At 40.1% G+C, this 23,234-nt stretch carries 22 protein-coding genes and 1 pseudogene; 19 read left to right on the forward strand and 4 right to left on the reverse strand.

Annotation, left to right across the window (positions count from 1 at the left end; all coding sequences use genetic code 11):
• Position 1 precedes the first annotated feature (1 nt).
• From N8N51_RS06895 to N8N51_RS06945, 11 genes and pseudogenes are all read left to right on the forward strand, one after another.
• Positions 2-406, forward strand: a complete 405-nt coding sequence (locus N8N51_RS06895) for a PTS sugar transporter subunit IIA (protein ID WP_261103868.1) — start codon at positions 2-4, stop codon at positions 404-406.
• Positions 407-611: 205 nt separating this feature from the next.
• The gene (locus N8N51_RS06900) at positions 612-1,778 is read left to right on the forward strand and encodes an SIS domain-containing protein (RefSeq protein ID WP_261103869.1); all 1,167 of its coding nucleotides are present in this window, start codon (positions 612-614) and stop codon (positions 1,776-1,778) included.
• A gap of 116 nt (positions 1,779-1,894) precedes the next feature.
• Positions 1,895-2,932, forward strand: a complete 1,038-nt coding sequence (locus N8N51_RS06905) for an aldose epimerase family protein (RefSeq protein WP_261103871.1) — start codon at positions 1,895-1,897, stop codon at positions 2,930-2,932.
• Positions 2,933-3,068: 136 nt separating this feature from the next.
• On the forward strand, positions 3,069-4,265 hold the full coding sequence (locus N8N51_RS06910; RefSeq protein ID WP_049544558.1) for a CAP domain-containing protein: 1,197 nt from the start codon (positions 3,069-3,071) through the stop codon (positions 4,263-4,265).
• Between the two features lie 421 nt (positions 4,266-4,686).
• Positions 4,687-5,061: a hypothetical protein gene (locus N8N51_RS06915; RefSeq protein WP_261103873.1), complete on the forward strand. Its 375-nt coding sequence runs from the start codon at positions 4,687-4,689 to the stop codon at positions 5,059-5,061.
• Positions 5,062-5,109: 48 nt separating this feature from the next.
• Entirely contained in the window at positions 5,110-5,430 is a 321-nt protein-coding gene (locus tag N8N51_RS06920) for a glycosyltransferase family 4 protein (RefSeq protein WP_261030582.1), read from the forward strand.
• A 240-nt stretch (positions 5,431-5,670) separates the two neighbouring features.
• Entirely contained in the window at positions 5,671-6,375 is a 705-nt protein-coding gene (locus tag N8N51_RS06925) for an acylneuraminate cytidylyltransferase family protein (protein ID WP_261103875.1), read from the forward strand.
• The gene (locus N8N51_RS06930; RefSeq protein WP_261103878.1) at positions 6,372-7,250 is read left to right on the forward strand and encodes a glycosyltransferase family 52 protein; all 879 of its coding nucleotides are present in this window, start codon (positions 6,372-6,374) and stop codon (positions 7,248-7,250) included. Before N8N51_RS06925 ends, N8N51_RS06930 begins: the two co-directional genes overlap by 4 nt.
• Before the next feature lie 199 nt (positions 7,251-7,449).
• The gene (locus tag N8N51_RS06935; RefSeq protein WP_084887356.1) at positions 7,450-8,769 is read left to right on the forward strand and encodes a glycosyltransferase; all 1,320 of its coding nucleotides are present in this window, start codon (positions 7,450-7,452) and stop codon (positions 8,767-8,769) included.
• 161 nt (positions 8,770-8,930) lie between these two features.
• On the forward strand, positions 8,931-11,885 hold the full coding sequence (locus N8N51_RS06940; RefSeq protein WP_261103879.1) for an LPXTG cell wall anchor domain-containing protein: 2,955 nt from the start codon (positions 8,931-8,933) through the stop codon (positions 11,883-11,885).
• A gap of 262 nt (positions 11,886-12,147) precedes the next feature.
• Positions 12,148-12,240: pseudogene (locus tag N8N51_RS06945) on the forward strand (VOC family protein); the annotation flags it as partial.
• Positions 12,241-12,301: 61 nt separating this feature from the next.
• Here N8N51_RS06945 and N8N51_RS06950 read toward each other — a convergent pair.
• The gene (locus N8N51_RS06950; protein WP_049521315.1) at positions 12,302-12,985 is read right to left on the reverse strand and encodes a DUF4956 domain-containing protein; all 684 of its coding nucleotides are present in this window, start codon (positions 12,983-12,985) and stop codon (positions 12,302-12,304) included.
• Entirely contained in the window at positions 12,978-13,754 is a 777-nt protein-coding gene (locus N8N51_RS06955) for a polyphosphate polymerase domain-containing protein (RefSeq protein WP_070479491.1), read from the reverse strand. Before N8N51_RS06955 ends, N8N51_RS06950 begins: the two co-directional genes overlap by 8 nt.
• A 229-nt stretch (positions 13,755-13,983) precedes the next feature.
• On the opposite strand from N8N51_RS06955, the gene N8N51_RS06960 reads away from it, so the two are divergent.
• Positions 13,984-15,234: a carbohydrate-binding domain-containing protein gene (locus N8N51_RS06960; RefSeq protein WP_261012045.1), complete on the forward strand. Its 1,251-nt coding sequence runs from the start codon at positions 13,984-13,986 to the stop codon at positions 15,232-15,234.
• Between the two features lie 249 nt (positions 15,235-15,483).
• Here the strand turns inward: N8N51_RS06960 and N8N51_RS06965 are convergent, their stop codons facing one another.
• Complete coding sequence (locus tag N8N51_RS06965; RefSeq protein ID WP_000578911.1) at positions 15,484-15,717, reverse strand: hypothetical protein; 234 nt, start codon at positions 15,715-15,717, stop codon at positions 15,484-15,486.
• Positions 15,714-15,911, reverse strand: a complete 198-nt coding sequence (locus N8N51_RS06970) for a hypothetical protein (protein WP_261012044.1) — start codon at positions 15,909-15,911, stop codon at positions 15,714-15,716. Before N8N51_RS06970 ends, N8N51_RS06965 begins: the two co-directional genes overlap by 4 nt.
• A 420-nt stretch (positions 15,912-16,331) precedes the next feature.
• Here N8N51_RS06970 and N8N51_RS06975 point away from each other — a divergent pair, with 420 nt between their 5' ends.
• From N8N51_RS06975 to N8N51_RS07005, 7 genes are all read left to right on the forward strand, one after another.
• Positions 16,332-17,048 carry an ABC transporter ATP-binding protein gene (locus N8N51_RS06975; protein ID WP_000734673.1) on the forward strand — a complete coding sequence of 239 codons (717 nt, stop codon included), beginning with the start codon at positions 16,332-16,334 and terminating at the stop codon, positions 17,046-17,048.
• Position 17,049: 1 nt separating this feature from the next.
• A complete protein-coding gene (locus N8N51_RS06980; RefSeq protein ID WP_049487697.1) occupies positions 17,050-18,132 on the forward strand; it encodes an ABC transporter permease in 1,083 nt (360 codons plus the stop codon).
• A gap of 39 nt (positions 18,133-18,171) precedes the next feature.
• The gene (locus N8N51_RS06985; RefSeq protein WP_000361928.1) at positions 18,172-18,795 is read left to right on the forward strand and encodes a TetR/AcrR family transcriptional regulator; all 624 of its coding nucleotides are present in this window, start codon (positions 18,172-18,174) and stop codon (positions 18,793-18,795) included.
• A gap of 272 nt (positions 18,796-19,067) precedes the next feature.
• Complete coding sequence (locus tag N8N51_RS06990) at positions 19,068-19,832, forward strand: nucleoside phosphorylase (protein ID WP_261103880.1); 765 nt, start codon at positions 19,068-19,070, stop codon at positions 19,830-19,832.
• A 33-nt stretch (positions 19,833-19,865) separates the two neighbouring features.
• On the forward strand, positions 19,866-21,245 hold the full coding sequence (locus N8N51_RS06995; protein ID WP_125454801.1) for a TrkH family potassium uptake protein: 1,380 nt from the start codon (positions 19,866-19,868) through the stop codon (positions 21,243-21,245).
• Positions 21,246-21,258: 13 nt separating this feature from the next.
• Positions 21,259-21,924 (forward strand): potassium channel family protein, encoded by a 666-nt coding sequence (locus N8N51_RS07000; protein ID WP_001283909.1) that lies wholly within the window; start codon positions 21,259-21,261, stop codon positions 21,922-21,924.
• 271 nt (positions 21,925-22,195) lie between these two features.
• Entirely contained in the window at positions 22,196-23,212 is a 1,017-nt protein-coding gene (locus tag N8N51_RS07005) for a glycosyltransferase family 2 protein (RefSeq protein WP_084950517.1), read from the forward strand.
• Positions 23,213-23,234: the final 22 nt, after the last annotated feature.

Below are 23,234 nucleotides of genomic sequence, written 5' to 3' on the forward strand. Positions count from 1 at the left end.
TATGGCTAAATCATTAATTTTGGTGAGCCATGGTCGTTTCTGTGAAGAGCTTAAAGGTAGCACTGAAATGATTATGGGTCCACAAGACAATATTCATGCAGTGGCTCTTCTTCCAGAAGATGGCCCAGAAGACTTTACTGCAAAATTTGAAGCTGCTATTGAAGGATTGGATGATTTCCTAGTCTTTGCGGATCTTCTTGGCGGTACACCATGTAACGTGGTAAGCCGTTTGATCATGGAAGGTCGTGATATTGACCTTTACGCAGGGATGAATCTTCCAATGGTGATTGAATTTATCAATGCGAGCCTTACAGGCGCAGATGCGGACTATAAGAACCGTGCTGCAGAAAGCATTGTGAAAGTTAATGACTTGTTAGCGAGCTTCGATGATGACGAAGATGAATAATACTCTTCGAAAATCAAATTCAAACTACGTCAACGTCGCCTTGCCGTACTCAAGTACAGCCTGCGGCTAGTTTCCTAGTTTGCTCTTTGATTTTCATTGAGTATAAGATGTGATATCGTGAAAATCGTTAGAGCATTTTATATAGAATATACATGGGAATGGGGCTTACTCCCATTCCCATATTTAATAGAAAAAGAGGAAATCAATGTTACATTATACAAAAGAAGACTTGATTGAATTGGGTGCAGAAATCACTACACGTGAAATCTACCAACAGCCTGATGTATGGAAAGAAGCTTTTGAATCTTATCAAGCAAAACGTGAAGAAATTGCAGCCTTCCTACAAGGGATTGCTGATAAACATGACTATATCAAGGTTATCTTGACAGGTGCTGGGACTTCTGCTTATGTGGGAGATACCTTGGTACCTTACTTTAAGGAAGTCTATGACGAACGCAAATGGAATTTCAATGCTATTGCGACAACAGATATCGTTGCCAATCCAGAAACTTATTTGAAAAAAGATGTGGCAACTGTCCTTGTGTCTTTTGCTCGTAGTGGGAACTCGCCTGAAAGTGTGGCGACTGTTGATTTGGCCAAAGCCTTGGTGGATGAACTTTACCAAGTGACGATTACTTGTGCTGCAGATGGGAAATTGGCTCTTCAAGCTCATGGAGATGACCGCAATCTCTTACTTTTGCAACCAGCTGCCTCTAATGATGCTGGCTTTGCCATGACTTCTAGCTTTACGTCTATGATGTTAACAGCTCTCTTGGTCTTTGATCCTACAGAATTTGCTGTTAAAGCTGAACGTTTTGAAGTTGTGACTAGTCTTGCCCGTAAAGTTCTAGACAATGCAGAAGATGTCAAAGAACTTGTTGACCTAGACTTTAACCGTGTCATCTATCTAGGCGCTGGTCCTTTCTTTGGACTTGCTCATGAAGCTCAGCTCAAGATTTTGGAATTGACAGCTGGCCAGGTGGCGACCATGTATGAAAGCCCAGTTGGCTTCCGTCACGGTCCAAAATCTCTGATCAACGAAGATACAGTTGTCTTGGTCTTTGGTACAACGACAGACTACACTCGTAAGTATGACTTGGACTTGGTTCGTGAAGTTGCTGGTGACCAGATTGCTCGTCGTGTTGTGCTTTTGAGTGATCAAGCCTTTGGTCTTGAAAATGTCAAAGAAGTGGCCCTTGGCTGTGGCGGTATCTTGAATGATATTTACCGTGTCTTCCCTTACATCGTTTATGCCCAACTCTTTGCCCTATTGACTTCACTCAAGGTAGAAAATAAACCTGATACACCGTCTCCTACAGGTACAGTAAACCGTGTGGTACAAGGTGTTATCATCCACGAATATCAAAAGTAATACTGCGTTTATAGATTCTTGATAAAGGAGTTTGTAAATCATACAAGTAAACCATAGATTGTCAATTCGCTTTCTATGGTTTGTTTGCTTGAGAGAAATAGTAAAAGGAGAATGGAATGAAAGCATACACAGAGCGTGTATTTGGAAATGTTGAGGGCAAGGATGTCTTGGCCTATCGATTTGAGACAGACGGTGGCTACCAACTTGAGGTTATGACTTATGGCGCGACTATCTTGCGTTATGTCACACCTGACAAGGCTGGAAATTTTGCCAATGTTATCTTGGGATTTGATGACTTTGAAAGCTATGTAGGCAATAGTCCCAAGCATGGAGCGAGCGTAGGTCCTGTAGCGGGTCGTATTGCAGGCGCGACATTTGAGCTTAATGGCAAGACTTATGACCTTGAAGTCAACAATGCTAGCAACTGTAACCATAGTGGCTCAACTGGTTGGGATTCCAGCTTGTTTGAAGTTGAAGAAGTAAGCGATCATGGCTTGATCCTCTACACAGAGCGTACAGATGGGACAGGAGGATTTCCTGGGAATCTCAAGATTTGGATTAGTTACCACTTAGAAGAAACTGGTGCCTATGAAATCAGCTACAAGGTGACGACCGATCAAGATACGCTGGTCAATCCAACTAATCACAGCTACTTCAACTTGTCTGGTGATTTCACGCAGACGATTGACCGTCATGTCTTCCAACTAAACACAGAGGGCATTTATCCAATCGCTCCCGACGGTGTTCCTGCCAAAACTCCAGATGCTAGTCGTGATGTGGTTAAACACATCTACAATGGTGCCTTGTTGAAGGATATCTTTGCAGAAGAAGATGAGCAAATCCAGCTGGTATCAGGTTTGGATCATCCATTTGCCCTTCCTGCAGGTCATGACAATGCTGGATTCCTTTATGACCAAAACTCAGGTCGCTTCCTGCTCTTCAAGACAGAGGCTCCTTGTTTTGTAGTCTACACAGCAAACTTTGTGGATGAAAGTGTCATCATAGGAGGTCAGCCAATGGTACAGCACAATGGGATTGCTCTTGAAGCGCAGGCTTTACCAGATGCCATTCACAGCGACCTCAAAGACCAAGTCATTCTCAAAGCAGGTCAAACCTTTACAAGCAAGACACGTTATGAGCTTGTTGTGAAATAAAAGGATGGGAATTTCTACTTTTCGGGTCAATAGCATTTGTCTTATAACATTAGTAGAAATGGGCAAAGAGTAGGAAAATATGATATAATTTAATATTGAAAATACCTGTCCTATCTATAGGATAAAAGGAGAAAAAATGAAGAAAATTGTATTTGCTAGTGCCTTGGCTTTGACTTTAGCTGGAGCAGTTTTGACAAATGATGTTTTTGCCAACGACAGACTTGTGGCAACACAATCTGCTGATGGTAGAAATGAAAATGTCTTGAGCTCAGAAGTGCTAAATCCTTCTAGTGGCAATGTTTTGGTTGGGATTAAGGGAGAATTTTTAACCCCAAATAAACAAACTATTTTGGATGCGATTAATAAGATTCGTAAGGAAGCAGCTGATGAAGGTTTGGTAGATAAGTATGTCCCTATCAAATGGTCTACTGATCTTGAGAAAACTGCTTTTGTACGAGCTACTGAGGTGTCAGTAACTCTGAAACCTGAGCGTCTTTCTACGAAAGAAATCTGGACTGCTTTTCCATCTAGTAATAGTATAAGAGGAGAAGCTTTAGATGTGAACTATGAAGGTTTTCTAAAAGCAATTGAAAACTGGCATGCTGAGAAGGCGAATTATGTAGCGAAAAAGAAGGGTGGAACATCTAAAGAATTTACAGGTTATTATGAGGCTTTGATCAATTCTAAATTTACCTATGTGGGGCTCGCTGCTTTTAAAAATGCAGCTAGTTCTCAGAAAGTAGCAACGATTTCTCTAGCTTTAGGTGATGATGCTTCTTCAGAGGAATTGGCTGGTGGATATGGTCCTGCTATTCAGTATACAGAAGTGACCTCCTCAAACCTTTCAACAGTTAAAAGTAAAGCAGTCGTTGTAGAAAAAGCGCTGAAAGAATTTAGAACTTCTAGTTCAGACCAATCTGGTTGGGTGCAATCTAATGGAAAATGGTATTTCTATGAGTCTGGTGATCTGAAGACAGGCTGGGTGAAAACGGATGGTAAATGGTACTACTTGGATGACCTAGGTGTCATGCAAACTGGATTTGTAAAAGTAGATGGTAGCTGGTATTACTTGAGTAGCTCAGGTGCTATGTTTACAGGCTGGGGTACAGACGGAAATAGATGGTTCTACTTTGATGGCTCAGGAGCTATGAAGACAGGCTGGTACAAGGAAAATGGTACTTGGTATTATCTTGACGAAGCAGGTATCATGAAGACAGGTTGGTTTAAAGTTGGACCGCACTGGTACTATGCCTACGATTCTGGAGCTTTGGCTGTGAGCACAACAACACCAGACGGTTATAAAGTAAATGGAAATGGTGAATGGGTAAACTAGGCAACTAGTGAACAAATAGTCTGTTTCAATAGCTTTTTATAAGGAAGTTGTAAAATTATATAACCTTAAAATGGGGAAGGCTAGTTTGCCTTCTCTATTTTCTTGAAAGTTGTAAACAAAAAATCTTCAATGCCTACCTACGTAGCACAGATGATTTCAGAGAATCGATTTATAAACAATAAGAAAACTCCCCCAAGCTATCCTGTCTAATCCAGTCTATCTTGCAGATGGTCAGTCTTTGTGATAGAATAGCATAAAGTCCTTTTGAGGGGGAACTTGCTAGGAAATCCCCAAGCATTGTAACGGATGAACCACCCTCGCCTTTTTGTGAGGGTGGTTTTTCCTTTATAAGCAGAAAATAAGAGAGAAAGAGTCTACATCATGTCGAGAATTGTCACCATTCATCCAGCCAAGGAAATCCATGAGAGTACCCAAGTTTATCGATCCCTTCAAAGACCCCTCTCCTGTAACCATCTTTTATCCAGAGTATATCTACCGCATAGGAGGAGAAATCCGTTCTGAAGAGGACTTGTTGGTTAAGTTCCTATTCAGATGGGCAAAACAAACTGACCTCTTCATCCGTGACCAACAAATCGTTCCCAAACCCAGCCTCTGGCGTTACATGGAAAACACGGACAAAAATTACTATGAAGTCGTCCATGAAAATGTCATGCGAGACTTACGCCTCGCCAATCTGCGCAAGACAAACAAATACTTGGTTGCCAGTGAAGTGTTGACTGATACTTTGGCGAAACAAGGGTATGACACCAAGTTTTTACCACCAATGTTTACATAAAAAGTAGGTCAGCTAAGAAAAATCGGACCTGTTTTGGACTATTGCCTAGTGGGTCATATGGGAGAAGGCAAGAACGTTGAACTTGTCATTGAAGCCTTTATCGAACTCTACAAACGTGGCTCCGAGGCCCAGATTACCTTTTATGGTGGCGCAGAGGAACGTCTAGCAGAATTACAGAATCAATATGATCTTCCGCCAACCATTCACTTTAAAGGTATCGTTAACGAAGTGCCTTATCATCTGCACCAATGCTATCTGTCTGTAAGTTACACAGAGTTATTTGCTAATGCCTGTGTTGAAGCCCTCAATCAAGGATTGCTGGCTTTGTTATCAGATGTGGAGATTGCCCATCGTTTTTATGCTAGCTAGTCCAATGCTATCAACTTGTTTAAAACCAAATCAGAGTTAATTCAAAAGATAGAAGAGATGGAGCAGCCTGATTTTCATCTATTAAATGAAAAAAATCTAGCTTTAGCCTCTCGCTATTCTCTGGAAAAAGTAGCTCAAATATATAGAGAACTATTAGATAGGAACTTCTAGGATGTTGTAAGTTGATCAATCTAGCTTTTCTTACTAGTCCAATACAATAGAAAACTAAAGGAAGACTATATGAAAGCAACATCTAAACCCATAGCCGTCATTTTGATCCGTTCGGGTTCACGCGGCTTAGTAGATAAAAATATCAAACCGCTTGCAGGCAAACCCTTGGTTTTCTATACCATCGAAGTCGCTCTAGCCTCCAAGCTATTTAGTGACATCTGGGTATCCTCAGACTCACTGGCCTATCTAGAACTCTGTCGACAAGCCTATCCAGAGATTCGTTGTGTCCACAGACCAAAAGAGTTGGCCCTATCCACAACCTCTAGCTTAGAAACCTTACGCGACTTTTTACAGCCCTTTGAGGAAGAGCAGGTCTTTGTGAATCTACAGGTGACCTCACCCTTGAGGGAGGTAGAGCACCTCATCGAATCCTATCAGCTCTACTGTCAGTCTGGTGCCGACCATTTGATTTCCTGTGTTAAGGCGGACAAGAGTCGTAGTCTTTTCTTGCAGTTAGCGGAGTCGTCATTTATCCGCCCGCCTCAGGTTTCCAAGCACTATGCTCGGCAGAAAGAGCCTGTCTATTACTATCCCAACGGTAGTATCTGGATTTCTCGCAAGGATCGTTACCTACGAGATGAGACCTTTTACACAGATAAGACAGTAGCCTATGAAATGCCCAAACTCTATTCTTATGATATCGACGATGCCTTGGACTTTGAAGTCGTTGAGACCCTGCTGCAACATCACCACCTAGGAGAATCAAAGAGATGAAACACCTCATCATTGCCACAACGCCCTTGCAGGCCAAGATTGCACAGCATATCAAAGGACTCTATCCTGATCAGGACTTTGTTAGCCTTTATGTCAGTCCTGTAAAAAATGCTCGTCAGGAGCATTATGCTAAGGATTTTGACCATGTTCACTATCCTCAGGATGCAGAGGACTTGGCTCAGATTTGTCAGGAGCTGGCCGGCGACTATGACACCATCTTTTATGCTAGCTTTGACAATAGCTTGATTCTGGACTTGGTTGCTAGTTCAAACTACCAACACCTCATGAGTTTTGATGATGGCTATGCGGATATTTACCCTTTGGGAATGTATGCTCTCCCTCTTCAACCCAGTCAGGTGGGGCCTTTGGGTTTGACTAGAGATGACTTGATTGAGCGGACGGAAAAGCACTTTACTCTCTATCGCAGCGACTACCATGTCGTAGCTAGAGAAAAGCTTGTTTATCTGGAGCATTTTTTTGACCTGCCCCAAGCACCCGTTTCAAATGGTAAGACGGTTAAGGTCTTGTTGGGTCAAAAGTTCTCTGAAGAGGATGACCAAATCTCCATCCGCTTTATTAGTACCTATGCCAAGGCCTTAGCCATTGACCTCTATCTGCCTCATCCCAAGGAAACCTTCACTATTCCAAACGTGACTTACTTGGAGACGGAGCTGATCTTTGAAGATGTCCTAGCCCAACTCTTTCAAGAATACGAGTTCGTCCAGGTCTATCATTTTACTTCATCAGTCAGCCTCCACTTACAAGACCTGCCCCATGTGACCATCACAGGTATTTCCCTCCCCTACTATGAGGACCGTCAAAAAGAATTGCGACGCTTAGGTTGTCAGTTTGAAAGGGTTTCACTTGGCTGGTAGCATAAATATATATATTAGGAAATGTAAATCCATGCACTAGCTTGGATTTTTTATTGGGGTATTAAGTAGATGTTAGGTATATTGATAGAATCTAGTAAAAGTATGATTCATATGATATAATTCAGATTAGTAAATCTTTCTGACAAACAAGTACAGATAAATGAGTCGCGAAGGTTACCGTATATGATAGGAGATTGTTATGACTAAAATGGTTACAATACATCCAGGGCTCTGGCAAAGAGAGGTTAGAAAATATGGCTTTGAATCATCCCAATTGTCTAGAAAGAAAATTGCAGATTATTTAGGTTGGGGACATCTATATATTTTAACCCATCCTCAAGTTCGACCAGATTGGAAGGCAGGCTATGAACAAATAGGTTTTGAAAGGGATGAATTAGTGAGTGTAAGCCATTATCAATCAGATATTGGTCATGATGAATTAAGTATTCGTCCTTCCGATATCATTGATAGGTATCCTAATGGAAAAATGACTGTTATTAATGGATTTGTGGCTAGTATTGAATTAGAAGAAGAAACTCTATATTTTACTTCCGGATTATATTTAAAGAAAAATAAAAAAGAAGAACTGGAATGGTTAAATCGAGATGGTTCGACAGCGATGCGGGCACGGTACTATAAGCCAAGAGAAGAACCAAGTCCCATTTATATGATGGAGGACAATTATTTATATTATAAAGATGGAGAATGGTTAACCTACGAAGACTTATTGATTCAGGTATTAATCAGTCTTACAGATAAGAAAGACATCTTAATTCGAGATCAACATAACGTGGTGACTCCCAAATTATGGCGCTTTGTAGAAAATACAAACCGTCTCTATTGGGAATATATCCATGACAATGTATTGCTAAATCCAGCTCATAATCTAAGAAGAAAAACTAGATATTTAGTAGCTTCAGAAGTATTAACATCAATCTTGCAAGATTTAGGGTATCACGCACAATTTATGCCACCGATTTTTGCACCTCAAGTTTCCTCAGCAGTATTACAAAGAAGAAAGCCTAGTTCCTATTGTTATGTAGGGAATATGAGTAAGGTAAAAAGGGTAGAATGGATTATAGAAGCCTTTAGGAAGTTAGAACAAGAAGGCCTACCTGTAGAAGTATTCTTATATGGTGGAGATATTGAAAAATTGAAGAAAGAGTATCCGACTTTGCCATCTACCATTCATGTTGTTGGATATGTAGATGAGGTACCTTATTGGGAACATGATGGCTATATTTCAACTTCCCAAAAGGAATTATTTGCCAATGCCTGTGTTGAAGCTATGAGTTTTGGATTGATTCCCTTGCTTTCTAATGTTGAAATTGCTCATCAATATTATGCATCTAAGAACTCAGATATTTGCTTATATGATACACCAGAGGAGTTAGCGCATCTTATCAAGTGTTTATATGAGACTGATAAAGAAATCGAGCTAGAAAATACAAGTAAGTTTGTGAATCGATATTCAAAAGAACAAGTTTCTAAGAGATATTTATCACTCATGAACGCCTAAAAATGAAATAGATAATGAGATTTTATTGGATATCTTATTATCTATTTTTTTTAATTTCCTTTATGTATAATTGTTTGATAAAGGAAACTGAGAGTGATATACTAGTATAGTTAGTATAATTTTTTATAATGAGTAGAAAGAAATAAAAGGGAAAAGACCTTATGAAAAAAGATACAATTCAAAAATATTCATTACGTAAATATAAAGGAATTGGTGCAGCGTCTGTTTTATTAGGGATGATGGTTGTTGGAGCTAGTCCGGTATTGGCTGAAGAAACTACAAATACAGCTAATGAAACTACAGTAACACCTGCAAAAGATAATGTGGAAATGGAAACGTTGAGTAATGGTACTGGTAGCTATACAATGCCAAAAATGCATGTGTTTGATGGTTTGAATTATCATGCAACGGGGACAGAAGATGGATATGAAAGAAATCATCGCGAGAATGAAGGTAGAGCCAAATATAATTTAGACAGAGTTGAAAAGGAAACTATAAAAAAACAAGGAGAAGATAACTTTAAGGATTCAAAAATTTCTTATGTCACAAAAGAAGGCGAAGTGCTGAAAGAAGAATCTGATGTAGAAATTCCTGTTGGTGATAAACACCTTTCTAGTACTACTATGGATTATAAAATTCGTGGACTTTTTGGCAAACGTTATGAAGGAAATGTAGCAAATTTAACTAATGATGTTTTAAGTAAAATCAAAGAAGCTGATAAAGTTTTAGAAAAGAACGGAGAAAAATATCATAAGATTGATACAGAAGTAGATAAACATGAGGGGACTACTAAGGAAACAACTTTCAATGATATTACAGTACATGCAAATCCTGGAAACTTGCATAATGAAGATGGAAGTATTCGCTATAACAATATTAAAGAAGGTAGTCGAGTTTGGTTAGTTTCTGAAACTGATGAAGGAAAATATGGGAAGTATGTTTTAGCCACAAAACCAACTACAGCCAATGATTCTTGGGCTGTTGAAACATTTAAACAAGGTGAAAATGATGCTAAAGATTTTACAAAAGAAAATATAACAACTGATGGTGGAATTAAGGAAGGAGATACTATATTAGTTGTTGAAAAAAATGAGGTAGCATTAAAAGAATCTGTTTCTACAGCAACGGAACAAGAAGCGTATACGGCGGGTGCATTTTTTAATGAGAAAGCATTAGAGGAAGGCTTAAATAATCTTTTAGATGAGAGATTAAGAGATTTAAAAGACGAAGATGTCACTAACTCTGAAAAAGAAAAGACATGGGAAGAAATCTATAAGGTTACATTAACAAATAAAAATGCAGTAGATAATAAGAATCGTCCTACTTATTCTGTACATCAGGAGTTTAATGGTTATATAAGAGAAAACGGAAAGTTTGTAAAATATAACGATGTGACAGAATATATAACTAAGCTAAAAGAAATGTTTGGCGAAAAAGAAATTACAGTAGGATGGAAAAATTCTCGAGATAAAGTAGAACCAAAATTTGTTGGAAATATTGAAGAGTTTAAAGACACTGCTAACTACGAGAGTGAAAAAGCAAATGTCACGAAGTTTAAAGAGGCTCATAAAGCAATTCAGTATGTCGACCAAGTTCCAACAAATGCAAATTTTGTAAAAAATGTGTTTGAAGTAAATGTAGATTTTAAACTAGGAGATAAGAGTACAGATTCTTATTATCCTAGTGAAGATGATGATTCTAATCAACCAGAAAAAACTTATTTAGCTTATAGATTTGGCTATTTTGGTTCGAAATATTATAGTGAAGATACTAGATATCAATATGGATTAGGCCAATTATATAAAGAATATGAAAAAGATGGAGTTCGATATAGAATTGCCGCACCTACGAAATATGAACAACATGCGTCAATATCTGAGCCTATTTATAGTGAAATTCATTATTACGACTTATACCAACCAACCCGTGCTTACCATATTAGTGATCAACTAACTAATGTTAAAAACATCTACGCTAAGGAAGAAACAGAAACTACTGAGAGTAAAGGTAGTGTCATTGTTAAGTATGAATTAGCGGATGGAACTTCTATTAAAGAAAGTACAGATGTTGTTAAAGATGCAGTGATATCTTCTACAGAAACTAAATATTACTTAAATAAGGATAATCAAAAAGTAGTAGTAGGAACACCAACGACAACAAACAAAGAGGTTTCATATGATGCTACAACGGTAAAATTACAAGAAATAACCAAAGATGGTAAAAAATATAAACTAGTAGGACTGAAAACAGGCTCTCTCACAGAAACAGGGAAAGTTGTTTCAGGAACTACTGAAATTACCTATGTCTATAAACTAGCAACTGCTGGAAATATCTTCGAAAAATACATGATTGAAGGAACGAATACCGAAATAGCGATGGAGAAACAGTTAACGAAAGAAGCATCCATTGGAGATTCTTACACTTCAATTCCTCCAGAAGCATATACGGTCATCAAAAAGGACGGAAAAAGCTATATTTACAAAGGACATCGTGCTACTTCAGCGCCTGAAATAGGTACAGTTGATGAAAATGAAAAAACAGTTATTTATGACTTTGTAGAATTCTTTAGTGAAAAAGGTGAACCAGAAGTACAGCCGGAATTACCAGAAGGAGTTGTAAGCGAGAAGGGAGAACCAGCGATTCGTCCTGTAGCTCCATTATTGATTACTCGTCATATTATTATTGAATCGAATGAAGAACTCGTTCCAATTCAAATTGGTAAATTGGCTCCTAAATCTGATATCATATCGAAAAATGGTAAGAAATATAGATATACAATGACCCATGAAAAAGATGGCATTGTTACCCATTTATATACTGAGTTAATAGGCGATGACGTAGCGAAACCACAGGATCAAGAATACCTTCAGTCAAATTCTGTTAAGATTGATGAACCTACAAAACAAGAAGGTTCTTATCAAGATGAAGCGATTACCCAAGAAGAGGACAAGTCATCTCAGGGGCAACACTCAGAATCTGGGGAAGAGTTACCTCAAACAGGGCAAGATGAACTTCCAAACACTGGTACAGAAGACAATGCTAGCCTAGCAGCACTTGGACTTTTAGGTGTCTTGAGTGGATTTGGATTTCTTGCTCGCAAGAAAAAAGAAGACTAATTCTAATTAGATTTTCTGACAAGAAAAAGGAGTAGGATATCATATCCGCTCCTTTTCTGTTGAGGTTGAGATGAGAGTCATCTTAGAGTTGGTAAAAATTTTCAATGGTTTGATTGTCAATTCTCTGTAGATTTTCTTGGTTTAGTGTCATATAGGCAAGATGACAGAATTATAATCTATAAGTTGTCTGGCTTGACTTTCTTGATGGAAATTATATAATAGTTGTAATTAAAATAATTACAACTATAAAAGAGGACTATTTATGACCTATGAATACAAGAGTCACATTTATTTGGCAGAGGCAGTTTTAAATGTAAAGGATTTGGCAAGTCAAACAGCCTTTTATCATAAATTAGATTAACTTTTTTTCAATTGAGTGTTTACCTAGCTTTTTGAGAGGTTTCACGCTAGAAGTTTTACAAATTCTTTCTCTTCTTAGCATTTTTGGTCAGGGAAACCTGGTAAGTATCCTGTTCTCTAGTGAGGTAATTGATGATTTGAAAGTCGTTGGTTTGAGCCTTGAAATCCACTTCATAGACAGTGGTGACCTGTTCTCCATCATTGCTGGTATCAATCGAGATAAGGTCTAACTCAGTACAGAATTGTGATAGCCCAGATTGGATAGTTTGGAGTTGCTTTTCTTGGTTGGCAATTGTGATGGTTAATAGTCTGCGACGTTGGTGATTGCTCTTGCTTTGTTGCTTTTCTAAAAGAAGCCATACTGCTAAGATAAAGACGGTGAAGAGAATAGCTAGAGCTAGGTAGCCTGTCCCTGCTGCCAGCCCGATAATCATGGCAAGGAAGATCGCAATTAGCTCCCGTGAGCCACTGGTAGCTGAACGGAAACGAATGAGGCTAAAGGTTCCTGCAACAGCGATAGAGGTTCCTAAGCTGCCATTTACCAGAAAGATGACCAAGGTCATCAAGCAGGGGAGTAGGGTCAAACTAACAGCAAATTCCCGTGTATAGAGGGTACGGTGTTTGTAAGCCCAGGTCAGCGCCAAACCTAAAATCAGGCTGACCAAGAGAGCCAGAAAGAGCTGGATAGGATTGGCAGTGGCAGTTGTGTCGTTGAAAATAGAGTTGAAAAGATTAGACATAAGTAGTACCTACACTTTCTGTGCTTGGTCGTGGGCTATAGTCCAGCCCTTGAGACTTGTGGTAGGCGCAGCTGTATTTTGAAAATTTCTGCTCTACCAGTCCATATTGGTCGAGAATATCTTGTAGCCATTGGGGTTTTCTACCAGGTGCTTTAATTTCCATGATGACAATGTCCTCGTTTAGTAGAGGGAAACCGTCCTTTCCTGAAAATAAACTGACATTATTATCACGATAGGTTAGATTTTGGTCAATGGTGATACGAATTTTATTGTAGGGAAATCCGCTAATTTCTTTCTTTTCCTTGAGAGAAAAACGGTCGTAGTAAATATACATACGAGGGACAATTGCTTGCTGATATTCCTCTTGGAGTTGCTGAATTTTTTCAATCATCATTCGGTCCTTGATACTGCTATCCAGCTGTCCCTTGGTCATAAACTGGGTGATAGACTGGGGAGTCGATAAGAGACGATGTTTTCGTCCGACACCAGCTCTATCCTTAGATTTGATTTCTAAAAATACCTGACTATCAGGCTGGACTTGACTGAGATAGGTTCGCATCCGAATCTTTTCTTTGCGCTTAGTACCTTGGCCATCCTCCTGAATCATATCAAATTGCTCTGTATCAAAGTAGATGTTGGAAATGGTCGAAGTTGGATAATCATCCTCGACGAGGTATATTTTTAAGTCCTCTATTAAATTAGCCAAGTCAGCTTTAGCAACGACATATTTGGTTTCAATTCGTTTAAAGCTTGTTTTAATTGGTTTCATAAATCCTGTCTCCTTTATCAAACTATTTCAGTACACTATCTTATTAGAAGATAGGTGTGTCTGGGCAAGTTGAACTTGCTTGTAATTAGTCTATGGAATTTTCCTAAAACTTTTGTTAAAGATAACTTAACTGAAACTGAACTTAAGAAAACTTTCAGAAAAAGTTTAGATTTTTTTCAGACTTACCCTGTAAACTAAGGTCAAGCTAAAGGAAGGCGAGGAAAAAAGTATGAAATCAAAAAAATGGACCCTAATCTTAACCAGTTTAACAGCTTTGACCTTGATGACAGCTTGTGGGCAGTCAACGACCAAGTCAAGTACAACTGCAGCAGCAGATACCACTGCCATCTCAACTTCAGCTAAAAACAGTCAATCTTCTTATTTTACAGAAAAGGACTACGACACTTCTTATGATGAAAGCACTGCTTCTAAGATTGAATTGTCTGGCTCATCTACAAACGTCTCTGGAGACGGTGTGACAGTTTCTGGCTCAACGGTGACCATCTCAAAAGCAGGTACCTATGTGATTTTAGGTCAGTCTGACGGAGTGCAGATCAAGGTAGAGGCAGATAAGTCGGCAGATGTTCATCTAGTCCTAAAAGGTGCGACCATGACTAATACCAATGCAGCAATTTCTGCGACGTCAGCTGGTCATGTCTACTTGACTCTGGCAGAGGGAACCACTAACAGTCTCTCTGACTCAAGCTCTAACAGTGATGAAAAGGCAAATGCCGCTCTCTTTTCTAAGGCTGATTTGACCATTAATGGCTCAGGTGCTCTCACTGTAGATGGCAAGAAAAGCAATGCTATCAAGGCTAACGACACCCTCCACATCACAGGTGGAACCTTTAACATCACATCAGTTGGCGATGCCTTTAATGTCAATGATGAACTTAATGTCACTGGTGCGACCATGACTATCGATGCCAAGGAAGATGGTGTCAAAGTTGACAATGATGACGATATGACTGTCGGAAATATGTATTTAGCTAACAATACCATAACAGTCACAGCAGGGGATGATGGCATTCACGCTTCTGGAAATCTAGTGATTGATAGTGGTACTTACACAGTCAAGAATGCGACTGAAGGAATTGAAGGGAAATCCATTACAATCAATGGTGGCGATATCAATGTCTACTCGACAGATGATGGGGTGAATGCAGCTAATAAAAATGCCCAGCAAAGTGATATTTACTTTACTATGACAGGTGGAAATCTAACTGTAGAAGTCGGTCAAGGTGACACAGATCCAATCGACTCAAACGGAAATATAACGGTCACAGGTGGAACTATTAAATTAATAGGACAATCAGGCTTTGACTTTGATGGAACAGCAACTTACACAGGTGGGGATATTTACATTAACGGCGAAAAACAAACTGATATTGTCAATTCTATGCCTGGAGGTGGTGGACCAAATGGAGGACCTCAAGGAAATGGTGGTCCTGGCGGTCCAGCCCCTGGTGGACAAGGATAAACAAAAAAGGATAGCATTCAATTAGAATGGCTATCTTTTTATATGGGTGATAAATTGATATGTTACGAGGGATTATATAATCGTAGCTTTCAAAGGCTAAATTGTTCAGTCATCCGCTTTTGTTTACTTAAATTTCTTGAATTTTAAGAAGGTATTGAGTAGTTTTCCCTTAAATGTTTTGTTTTGGTAGGCGATTGTGAGGGAATTGAAAAATTCAACTGCTAGGTGTTCTTGGTGACCGAGCTCCATCTAGCTTGGGGTTGCTTCTGGGGAAAAGACGCCTAATTTGATGCGGAGTCCACCTTTTTTCATCTTGAACTGATGCATACCATACATCTTGATATCAAGGCTTGTATCGGACATGAGAGTAGCAGTATCACCTGCCATAGAAATTTTTGTATCGGCATCCGGAACGCCTGTTTTTTCAGTATCTAGACTGATAAAGATTTTTTGATAAGTTGGTTGACCGTACTCTCCAATCAACTCCTCACTTCCTGTCCACCGTGAACTCCAGCAAATACAAAATGTTCAGGGTGAATTTTAAAAGGAAGTTCTTGGTCACCCATTTTATTTAGTCCTTGGTTGAAGGCGAAGAAATCTCTCAAAGTAAATCCATCCACGTAAGCAGCTTGTAGGTTACGTCCCTTAACCGAATTCTTAGAAATGCCATGCCGCATTTGGTCTGATTCTGCTAGACGGTCAGCGTAGAGTTCGAGGATTTTTTGACTTCCAAGGGCTAATTTGGTTTCAATTAGGTCTTGAAAATTTCTTAGTCTGTTTCATATAAAAATGAGTAAAATGAATTCCCATTACCAAGGTCATTAGAGTTGCGATAGCAATGACGATGGTTGGATTGCCCGAGAAAAGTAGAGGGAAAATAGGCCTTTAAAAAGTGGACAGAAAAGACCATTTCGGAGTATAGAGAGGAAGTTCAAAAACATTTTTAGAAATAAGACATGTGCATTATAAACATCAGATACGAATCTGGTGCTTTATTTTTTAAAGAATTTCAACTTTTTTCTTGACAAGTGAGTAAACACTCACTATAATAGGTCTATATTCAGTAAGTGAGTAAACACTCACCTAGGAGGAAGCATATGAAAAAATTGCTACATTTACAAGATTTGGATAAGTCTTTTTGTCGTCAAATGGTTTTGAATCATGTCAGCTTTGAATTGCAGCCGGGAGAAATTATAGGCTTAATAGGTCCGTCTGGTGCTGGTAAATCGACTATGATTAAGACTATGTTAGGGATGGAAAAAGCTGACGGAGGGGTTGCTTTGGTATTGGATCATACTATGCCCAATCGTCATATTTTAGGAGATATTGGTTATATGGCCCAGTCAGATGCCTTATATGAGGCTTTGTCAGGTCAAGAAAATCTGGAATTTTTTGGTCAGCTAAAAGGGCTATCCAAAAGAGATCTGACAGCTGAAATTGCCCATGTGGCTCAAGTTGTGGATCTGGCAGAGCATTTGAATAAAACGGTATCCGGTTATTCTGGAGGAATGAAGCGACGCTTGTCTTTAGCCATCGCGCTTCTGGGGAATCCTCAGCTCTTGATTTTGGACGAACCGACAGTTGGAATCGACCCTTCTCTTCGGAAGAAAATCTGGAAAGAATTATTCGCGCTTAGAGACAATGGGGTTGGGATATTAGTTACTACCCATGTTATGGATGAAGCAGAGTTAACGGATAAGGTCGGCTTATTATTAGGTGGAAAAATCATTGCTTTTGATACACCGCAACACTTAAAAGAAAGTTATCAAGTTTCAAGTATTGAAGAAGTATTTTTGAAAGCAGAAGGAGAGTAAGATGAGAACCATTGCTATTGCTAAAAAAGTTATCAAAGAATTGCTTCGTGACAAACGAACCTTGGCTATGATGTTTGTAGCGCCGGTATTTATTATGTGGCTGATGAACCTCATGTTTTCAGCTAGTACAACCGTGAATGTCAAGTTAGCGACACAAGATCTACCAACTGGTTTGATAACGAAAATGGATGAGCTTGATCATGTGGACATCGAGACTTATCAAGACTTAGATCAGGCCAAAGAAGCGCTAGCAAATGAAAAAGTCGATGCTGTGATTTCTTATAAAGACGGTGAGTATCAGGTCGACTACGCAAATACAGATGCCTCCAAGACATCTATGATACGACAAGTGTTACGAACAAGTATCGCCAGTGAAGGCACCGATCAGTTACTATCTCGTATCAAACAAGCTCTTCCACAATTGAAATTAGATGCAAAGGCGCCTGAAATCAAAGAATCTTACCAATATGGAGATAAAAATACTGGATTCTTTGCACGTATGATTCCAATTTTAATTAGCTTTGTGGTCTTCTTCTTTGTCTTTTTGATTTCTGGTATGGCACTTTTGAAAGAGCGCACAAGTGGAACCTTGGATCGCTTGTTAGCAACCCCAGTGAAACGTTCTGAAATTGTCTATGGCTATATGTTGTCTTACGGTATTATTGCGATTTTTCAAACGGCAGTTGTCGTCTTAGCAGCAATTTGGCTACTAGATGTAGAAGTTGTAGGAAATATTTTAAATGTTATAATAGTTAATGTGGTACTGGCTCTTGTAGCACTAGCTTTTGGAATTCTCTTGTCTACTCTAGCAAAATCAGAATTCCAAATGATGCAATTTATTCCTCTCGTGATTATGCCTCAACTCTTTTTCTCAGGGATTATTCCATTGTCATCCATGGGAGCATGGGCTCCAACTGTGGGGAAATTTTTGCCATTAACCTATTCTGGTGATGCAATAAGCCAGATTATTCTTTACGGACACAATCTTGGTGATATTTTGCCAAATCTTGGTGTTTTAATGATTTTCTTGATCATTTTAACAATTCTCAATATTGTTGGATTGCGTCGTTATCGTAAAGTTTAGAAATCAACATAAATAATGCTAAAAAGGTGTGAAGATTAGATGGATAAGACTGTTTTTGAATCGTTTGAAGATTACTTAGAAGAAGCGAATTACCCTCAAGGAAAGAAAAAAATCATGCAGGCAGCAGTGGATCTCATATCAACTAGGAGTTACCATGGGACCTCAACTCTTCACATAGCTGAGCGTGCTGGACTAAGCCAGGCAACTTTGTTTAAGTATTTTAAGACGAAGGATGATCTACTGACGGCTATTTTACATCCTGTAGTCCCAGGCATTTTCGGTAGTTTTGTTGAGGAACTCTTAGCTTTTGAAACGACAGAAGAGAGGGTTCGTTATCTCGTCCACGATCGTATGAGCTATCTCAAAAAAAATCGTGCTTTGATGAAAATCATTCTGCAGGAGAGTTTTTCAAATAAGAAACTAAAAAATGAACAGATTTTTATCTGGAATGCTATTCAAGATAAACTTCGAGTGCTTCATAAAGAATTGCTAGCAGATCCACGTGTAAATCCAGAGTTAACGATTCCTCAAATGGTTCGTATTTGTGTTGGTCCATTGTTGGCTTACTTCGCTCAACTTTATATCGTTAGCGACAACGGAGAAATAAAGGAAGAGGACCTAGACTTATTAGAAAAACAGATTTTAGGTGGTTTGTGGAAATAAGGGAGTTCTAGAAGAGCTAAGATTTATTTACTTGACTTTCAAACAAGCTAAAAAAGACATGTTCTGCTTATTTCAGATTCATGTCTTTTTTGTTGTTGGATTTTGTATTCTTCATAAGTCCTCAATCGCTTTGCCAAAACAGAAACCGACTTCTCCAGCGGTGCAACGATTTCTCAAGTGTATGGAAGAGGAGATTTCTGGCTTGCTAAAGAGAATTCCTTGACACTCTGTCAGCTTTTGATACAATAGTACAAAATCAGAGGAGGTGGATTATGATTCAGAAACATGCGATTCCTATTTTAGAGTTTGATGACAATCCTCAAGCGGTCATCATGCCCAATCACGAGGGGCTGGACTTGCACTTACCAAAGAAGTGTGTCTATGCTTTTTTAGGTGAGGAGATTGACCGCTATGCGAGGGAAGTAGGGGCGGACTGTGCCGGCGAATTTGTTTCTGCCACCAAGACCTATCCAGTTTATGTCGTGAACTACAAAGGCGAAGAACTTTGTCTGGCTCAGGCTCCTGTTGGTTCAGCTCCAGCAGCCCAGCTTATGGATTGGTTGATTGGCTATGGTGTGGAGCAGATTATTTCCGCTGGAACCTGTGGTGTGCTGGCTGATATAGAAGAAAATGCCTTTCTAGTCCCTGTTCGCGCTCTGCGAGATGAAGGAGCTAGTTATCACTATGTGGCCCCTTCTCGTTATATGGAAATTCAGCCAGAGGCTATTGCTGCTATTGAGCAAGTTTTGGAGGCCAGAGGGATTCCCTATGAAGAAGTCATGACCTGGACCACAGATGGTTTTTACCGAGAAACAGCTGAAAAGGTGGCTTATCGCAAGGAGGAAGGCTGTGCTGTTGTGGAGATGGAGTGTTCTGCGCTTGCGGCAGTAGCCCAACTGCGAGGGGTTCTCTGGGGTGAATTGTTGTTCACAGCTGATTCCTTAGCAGACTTGGACCAGTACGATAGTCGTGACTGGGGTTCAGAAGCTTTTGAGAAGGCCTTGGAACTCTGCCTTGAGATAACTTCTCAGATATAGCTACTCTCCCTCTTTTTATGGTACAATGGATGTATGTTATTCAAATTATTTCTTAAAAAAATTGAAAGGGCCTTGGGTGGACTTTCGCCAGCTCGTCGGATCTTTTTAAGTTTTGCTGGAGTTATTTTTATAGGCTCTCTTCTTTTGAGTTTGCCTTTTGTTCAGGCAAATGGTTCTCAGGCCACTTATTTTGACCATCTTTTTACGACGGTGTCCATGGTCTGTGTGACTGGCCTTTTTACGCAACCAGTGGCTACTACCTATAATGTCTGGGGGCAGTTGATCTGTATGCTCTTGATACAGATCGGTGGTCTGGGACTCATGACTTTTATCGGGGTCTTTTATATTCAGGGGAAGCAAAAGCTCAGTCTTCGCAGTCGTGAAACCATTCAGGAGAGCTTCAGTTACGGGGAGGCTCGGTCGCTGAAGGCCTTTATGCGCTCCATCTTTTTGACGACTTTTCTAGTGGAGGGTTTGGGTGCCTTTCTACTAAGTTTCCGTTTTATTCCTGAGTTCGGCTGGGGACGAGGCATTTTCACCTCTATCTTTTTAGCCATTTCAGCCTTTTGTAATGCTGGTTTTGATAATTTCGGCAGTAGCAGTTTAGTGGCTTTTCAGACGGATCCCTTAATCAATCTGGTTATTGCTGGCTTGATTATCACAGGTGGTCTTGGCTTTATGGTCTGGTTTGACTTGGCAACCCAGTTTGACAAGAAGAAAAAACGCCGTCTGCGTTTCCACACCAAACTAGTCCTCTTCTTGACTGCAGGGATTTTGCTGTTTGGGACAGTATCCACACTCTTTACGGAGTGGCACAATCCAGGAACCATTGGCAATCTCAGTGTGCCAGAGAAAGTGCTGGTCAGCTTTTTCCAAACCGTCAGCATGAGAACGGCCGGTTTTGCTTCTATTGACTATACTCAAGCTCGACCTGTGACCTTGTTTATCTATATCCTACAGATGTTTCTGGGTGGAGCGCCTGGAGGGACGGCTGGGGGGCTCAAGATTACGACTTTCTTTGTCTTGTTGGTCTTTGCGCGTAGTGAATTGCTGGGCTTGCCTCATGCCAATGTTGCGCAGAGAACCATTGAGGCTCGAACAGTCCAAAAATCCTTTAGTGTCTTCATTATCTTTTTGATGACCTTCTTGTTGGGCTTGATGTTGTTGGGAATTACGGCAGAAGGAACACCGCGATTTATCTACCTCATGTTTGAGACCATTTCAGCCCTTGCGACAGTTGGGGTGACGGCAAATCTGACACCAGAATTGGGCAAGCTAGCTCTTAGCATTGTCATGGTGCTCATGTTTATTGGCCGTATCGGTCCCTTGACCTTGCTGGTTAGTCTAGCTGACTACCAGCCTGATAAGAAAGATTTGATTCAGTATATGAAAGCAGATATTAGCATTGGATAAGAAAGGAAGAACGATGTCAGATCGTACGATTGGAATTTTAGGCTTGGGGATTTTTGGGAGTAGTGTCCTGACGGCCCTCGCCAAGCAAGATATGAATATTATTGCCATTGACGACCACGCCGAGCGCATCAATCAATTTGAACCTGTTTTGGCGCGTGGAGTTGTGGGCGATATTACAGATGAGGAACTCCTCAGAACTGCAGGTATTGATACCTGTGATACGGTTGTGGTCGCAACAGGGGAAAATCTGGAGTCGAGTGTGCTTGCAGTAATGCACTGTAAGAGTTTGGGTGTGCCGAGGGTTATTGCCAAGGTCAAAAGTCAGACAGCCAAGAAGGTACTGGAAAAAATCGGTGCCGACTCGGTGATCTCGCCTGAGTATGAAATGGGGCAATCCCTAGCGCAGACCATTCTCTTTCATAACAATGTTGATGTCTTTCAGCTGGACAAAAATGTGTCTATCGTGGAGATGAAAATTCCTAGTGTTTGGGCAGGTCAAAGCCTGAGCCAGCTGGATCTACGTGGCAAATACAACCTCAATGTCCTAGGATTTCGTGAGCAAGAAAATTCACCACTGGACGTCCAGTTTGGGCCTAATGATCTCTTGAAAGCAGATGCCTATATCTTGGCGGTGATTAACAACCAGTATCTAGATGACTTGGCAGAGTTAAATTCCTAAGGAGGGGAATCCCTTCTTTTTTGATGTCCAAGATAGCAAATAGAGTCAGAAACCCTTGTATTCTAGTAAAAGTCCTTCAGAAGCTGGACTTTATGGTAAAATAAAAAGAAGTGACAAGAGAGAGTAATACTCAATGAAAATCAAAGAGCAAACTAGGAAACTAGCCGCAAGCTGCTCAAAACACTGTTTTGGGGTTGCAGATAGGGCTGACGTGGTTTGAAGAGATTTTCGAAGAGTATAAGAAAAAATCAGTCCCCTAAAGGAGTAGATTATGAAGTTATTGTCTATCGCCATTCCTAGCTATAATGCCGCAGCCTATCTTCATTACTGTGTGGAGTCGCTAGTGATTGGTGGTGAGCAAGTTGAGATTTTGATTATCAATGATGGGTCTCAGGACCAGACTCAGGAAATCGCTGAGCGTTTAGTCAGCAAGTATCCTAACATCGTTAGAGCCATCTATCAGGAAAATAAGGGCCATGGCGGTGCGGTCAATCGTGGCTTGGCGGAGGCTTCTGGGCGTTATTTTAAAGTAGTTGACAGTGATGACTGGGTGGATCCCCGTGCTTACCTGAAAATTCTCGAAACCTTGCAGGAACTAGAGAGTGAGGGGCAGGAAGTTGATGCCTTTGTGACTAATTTTGTATATGAAAAGGAAGGTCAGTCTCGTAAGAAGAGTATGAGTTACGAGTCAGTCTTGCCTGTCCAGAAGATTTTTGGCTGGGATCAGATTGGAAATTTCTCAAAAGGCCAGTATATCATGATGCACTCGCTGATTTACCGGACAGATTTGTTGCGAACGAGCCAGTTCCAATTGCCTGAGCATACCTTTTATGTCGATAATCTCTTTGTCTTTACCCCCCTTCAGCAGGTCAAGACCATGTACTATCTGCCTGTCGATTTCTATCGTTATTTGATTGGGCGTGAGGACCAGTCAGTCAATGAGCAAGTGATGATTAAGCGCATTGACCAGCAACTCAAGGTCAATCGACTCTTGGTAGACCAGCTTGATTTATCTAAAGTAAGCCACCCCAAAATGCGAGAGTATCTGCTGAATCACATTGAGATTACGACGGTTATTTCCAGTGCTTTGCTTAACCGAGCTGGAACAGCAGAGCATCTGGCCAAAAAACGGGAGCTGTGGACCTATATTCAGCAGGAAAATCCAGAGGTCTTTCAGACTATTCGCAAGACCATGTTGAGTCGTTTGACCAAACACTCCGTCTTGCCAGCTCGCAAACTTTCCAATGTCGTCTATCAAATCACCAAATCTGTTTATGGATTTAATTAATATAAGTATTTTATAAGAGGGA

Source organism: Streptococcus mitis, from assembly GCF_946188685.1.
Classification (GTDB): Bacteria; Bacillota; Bacilli; order Lactobacillales; family Streptococcaceae; genus Streptococcus; species Streptococcus mitis_CC.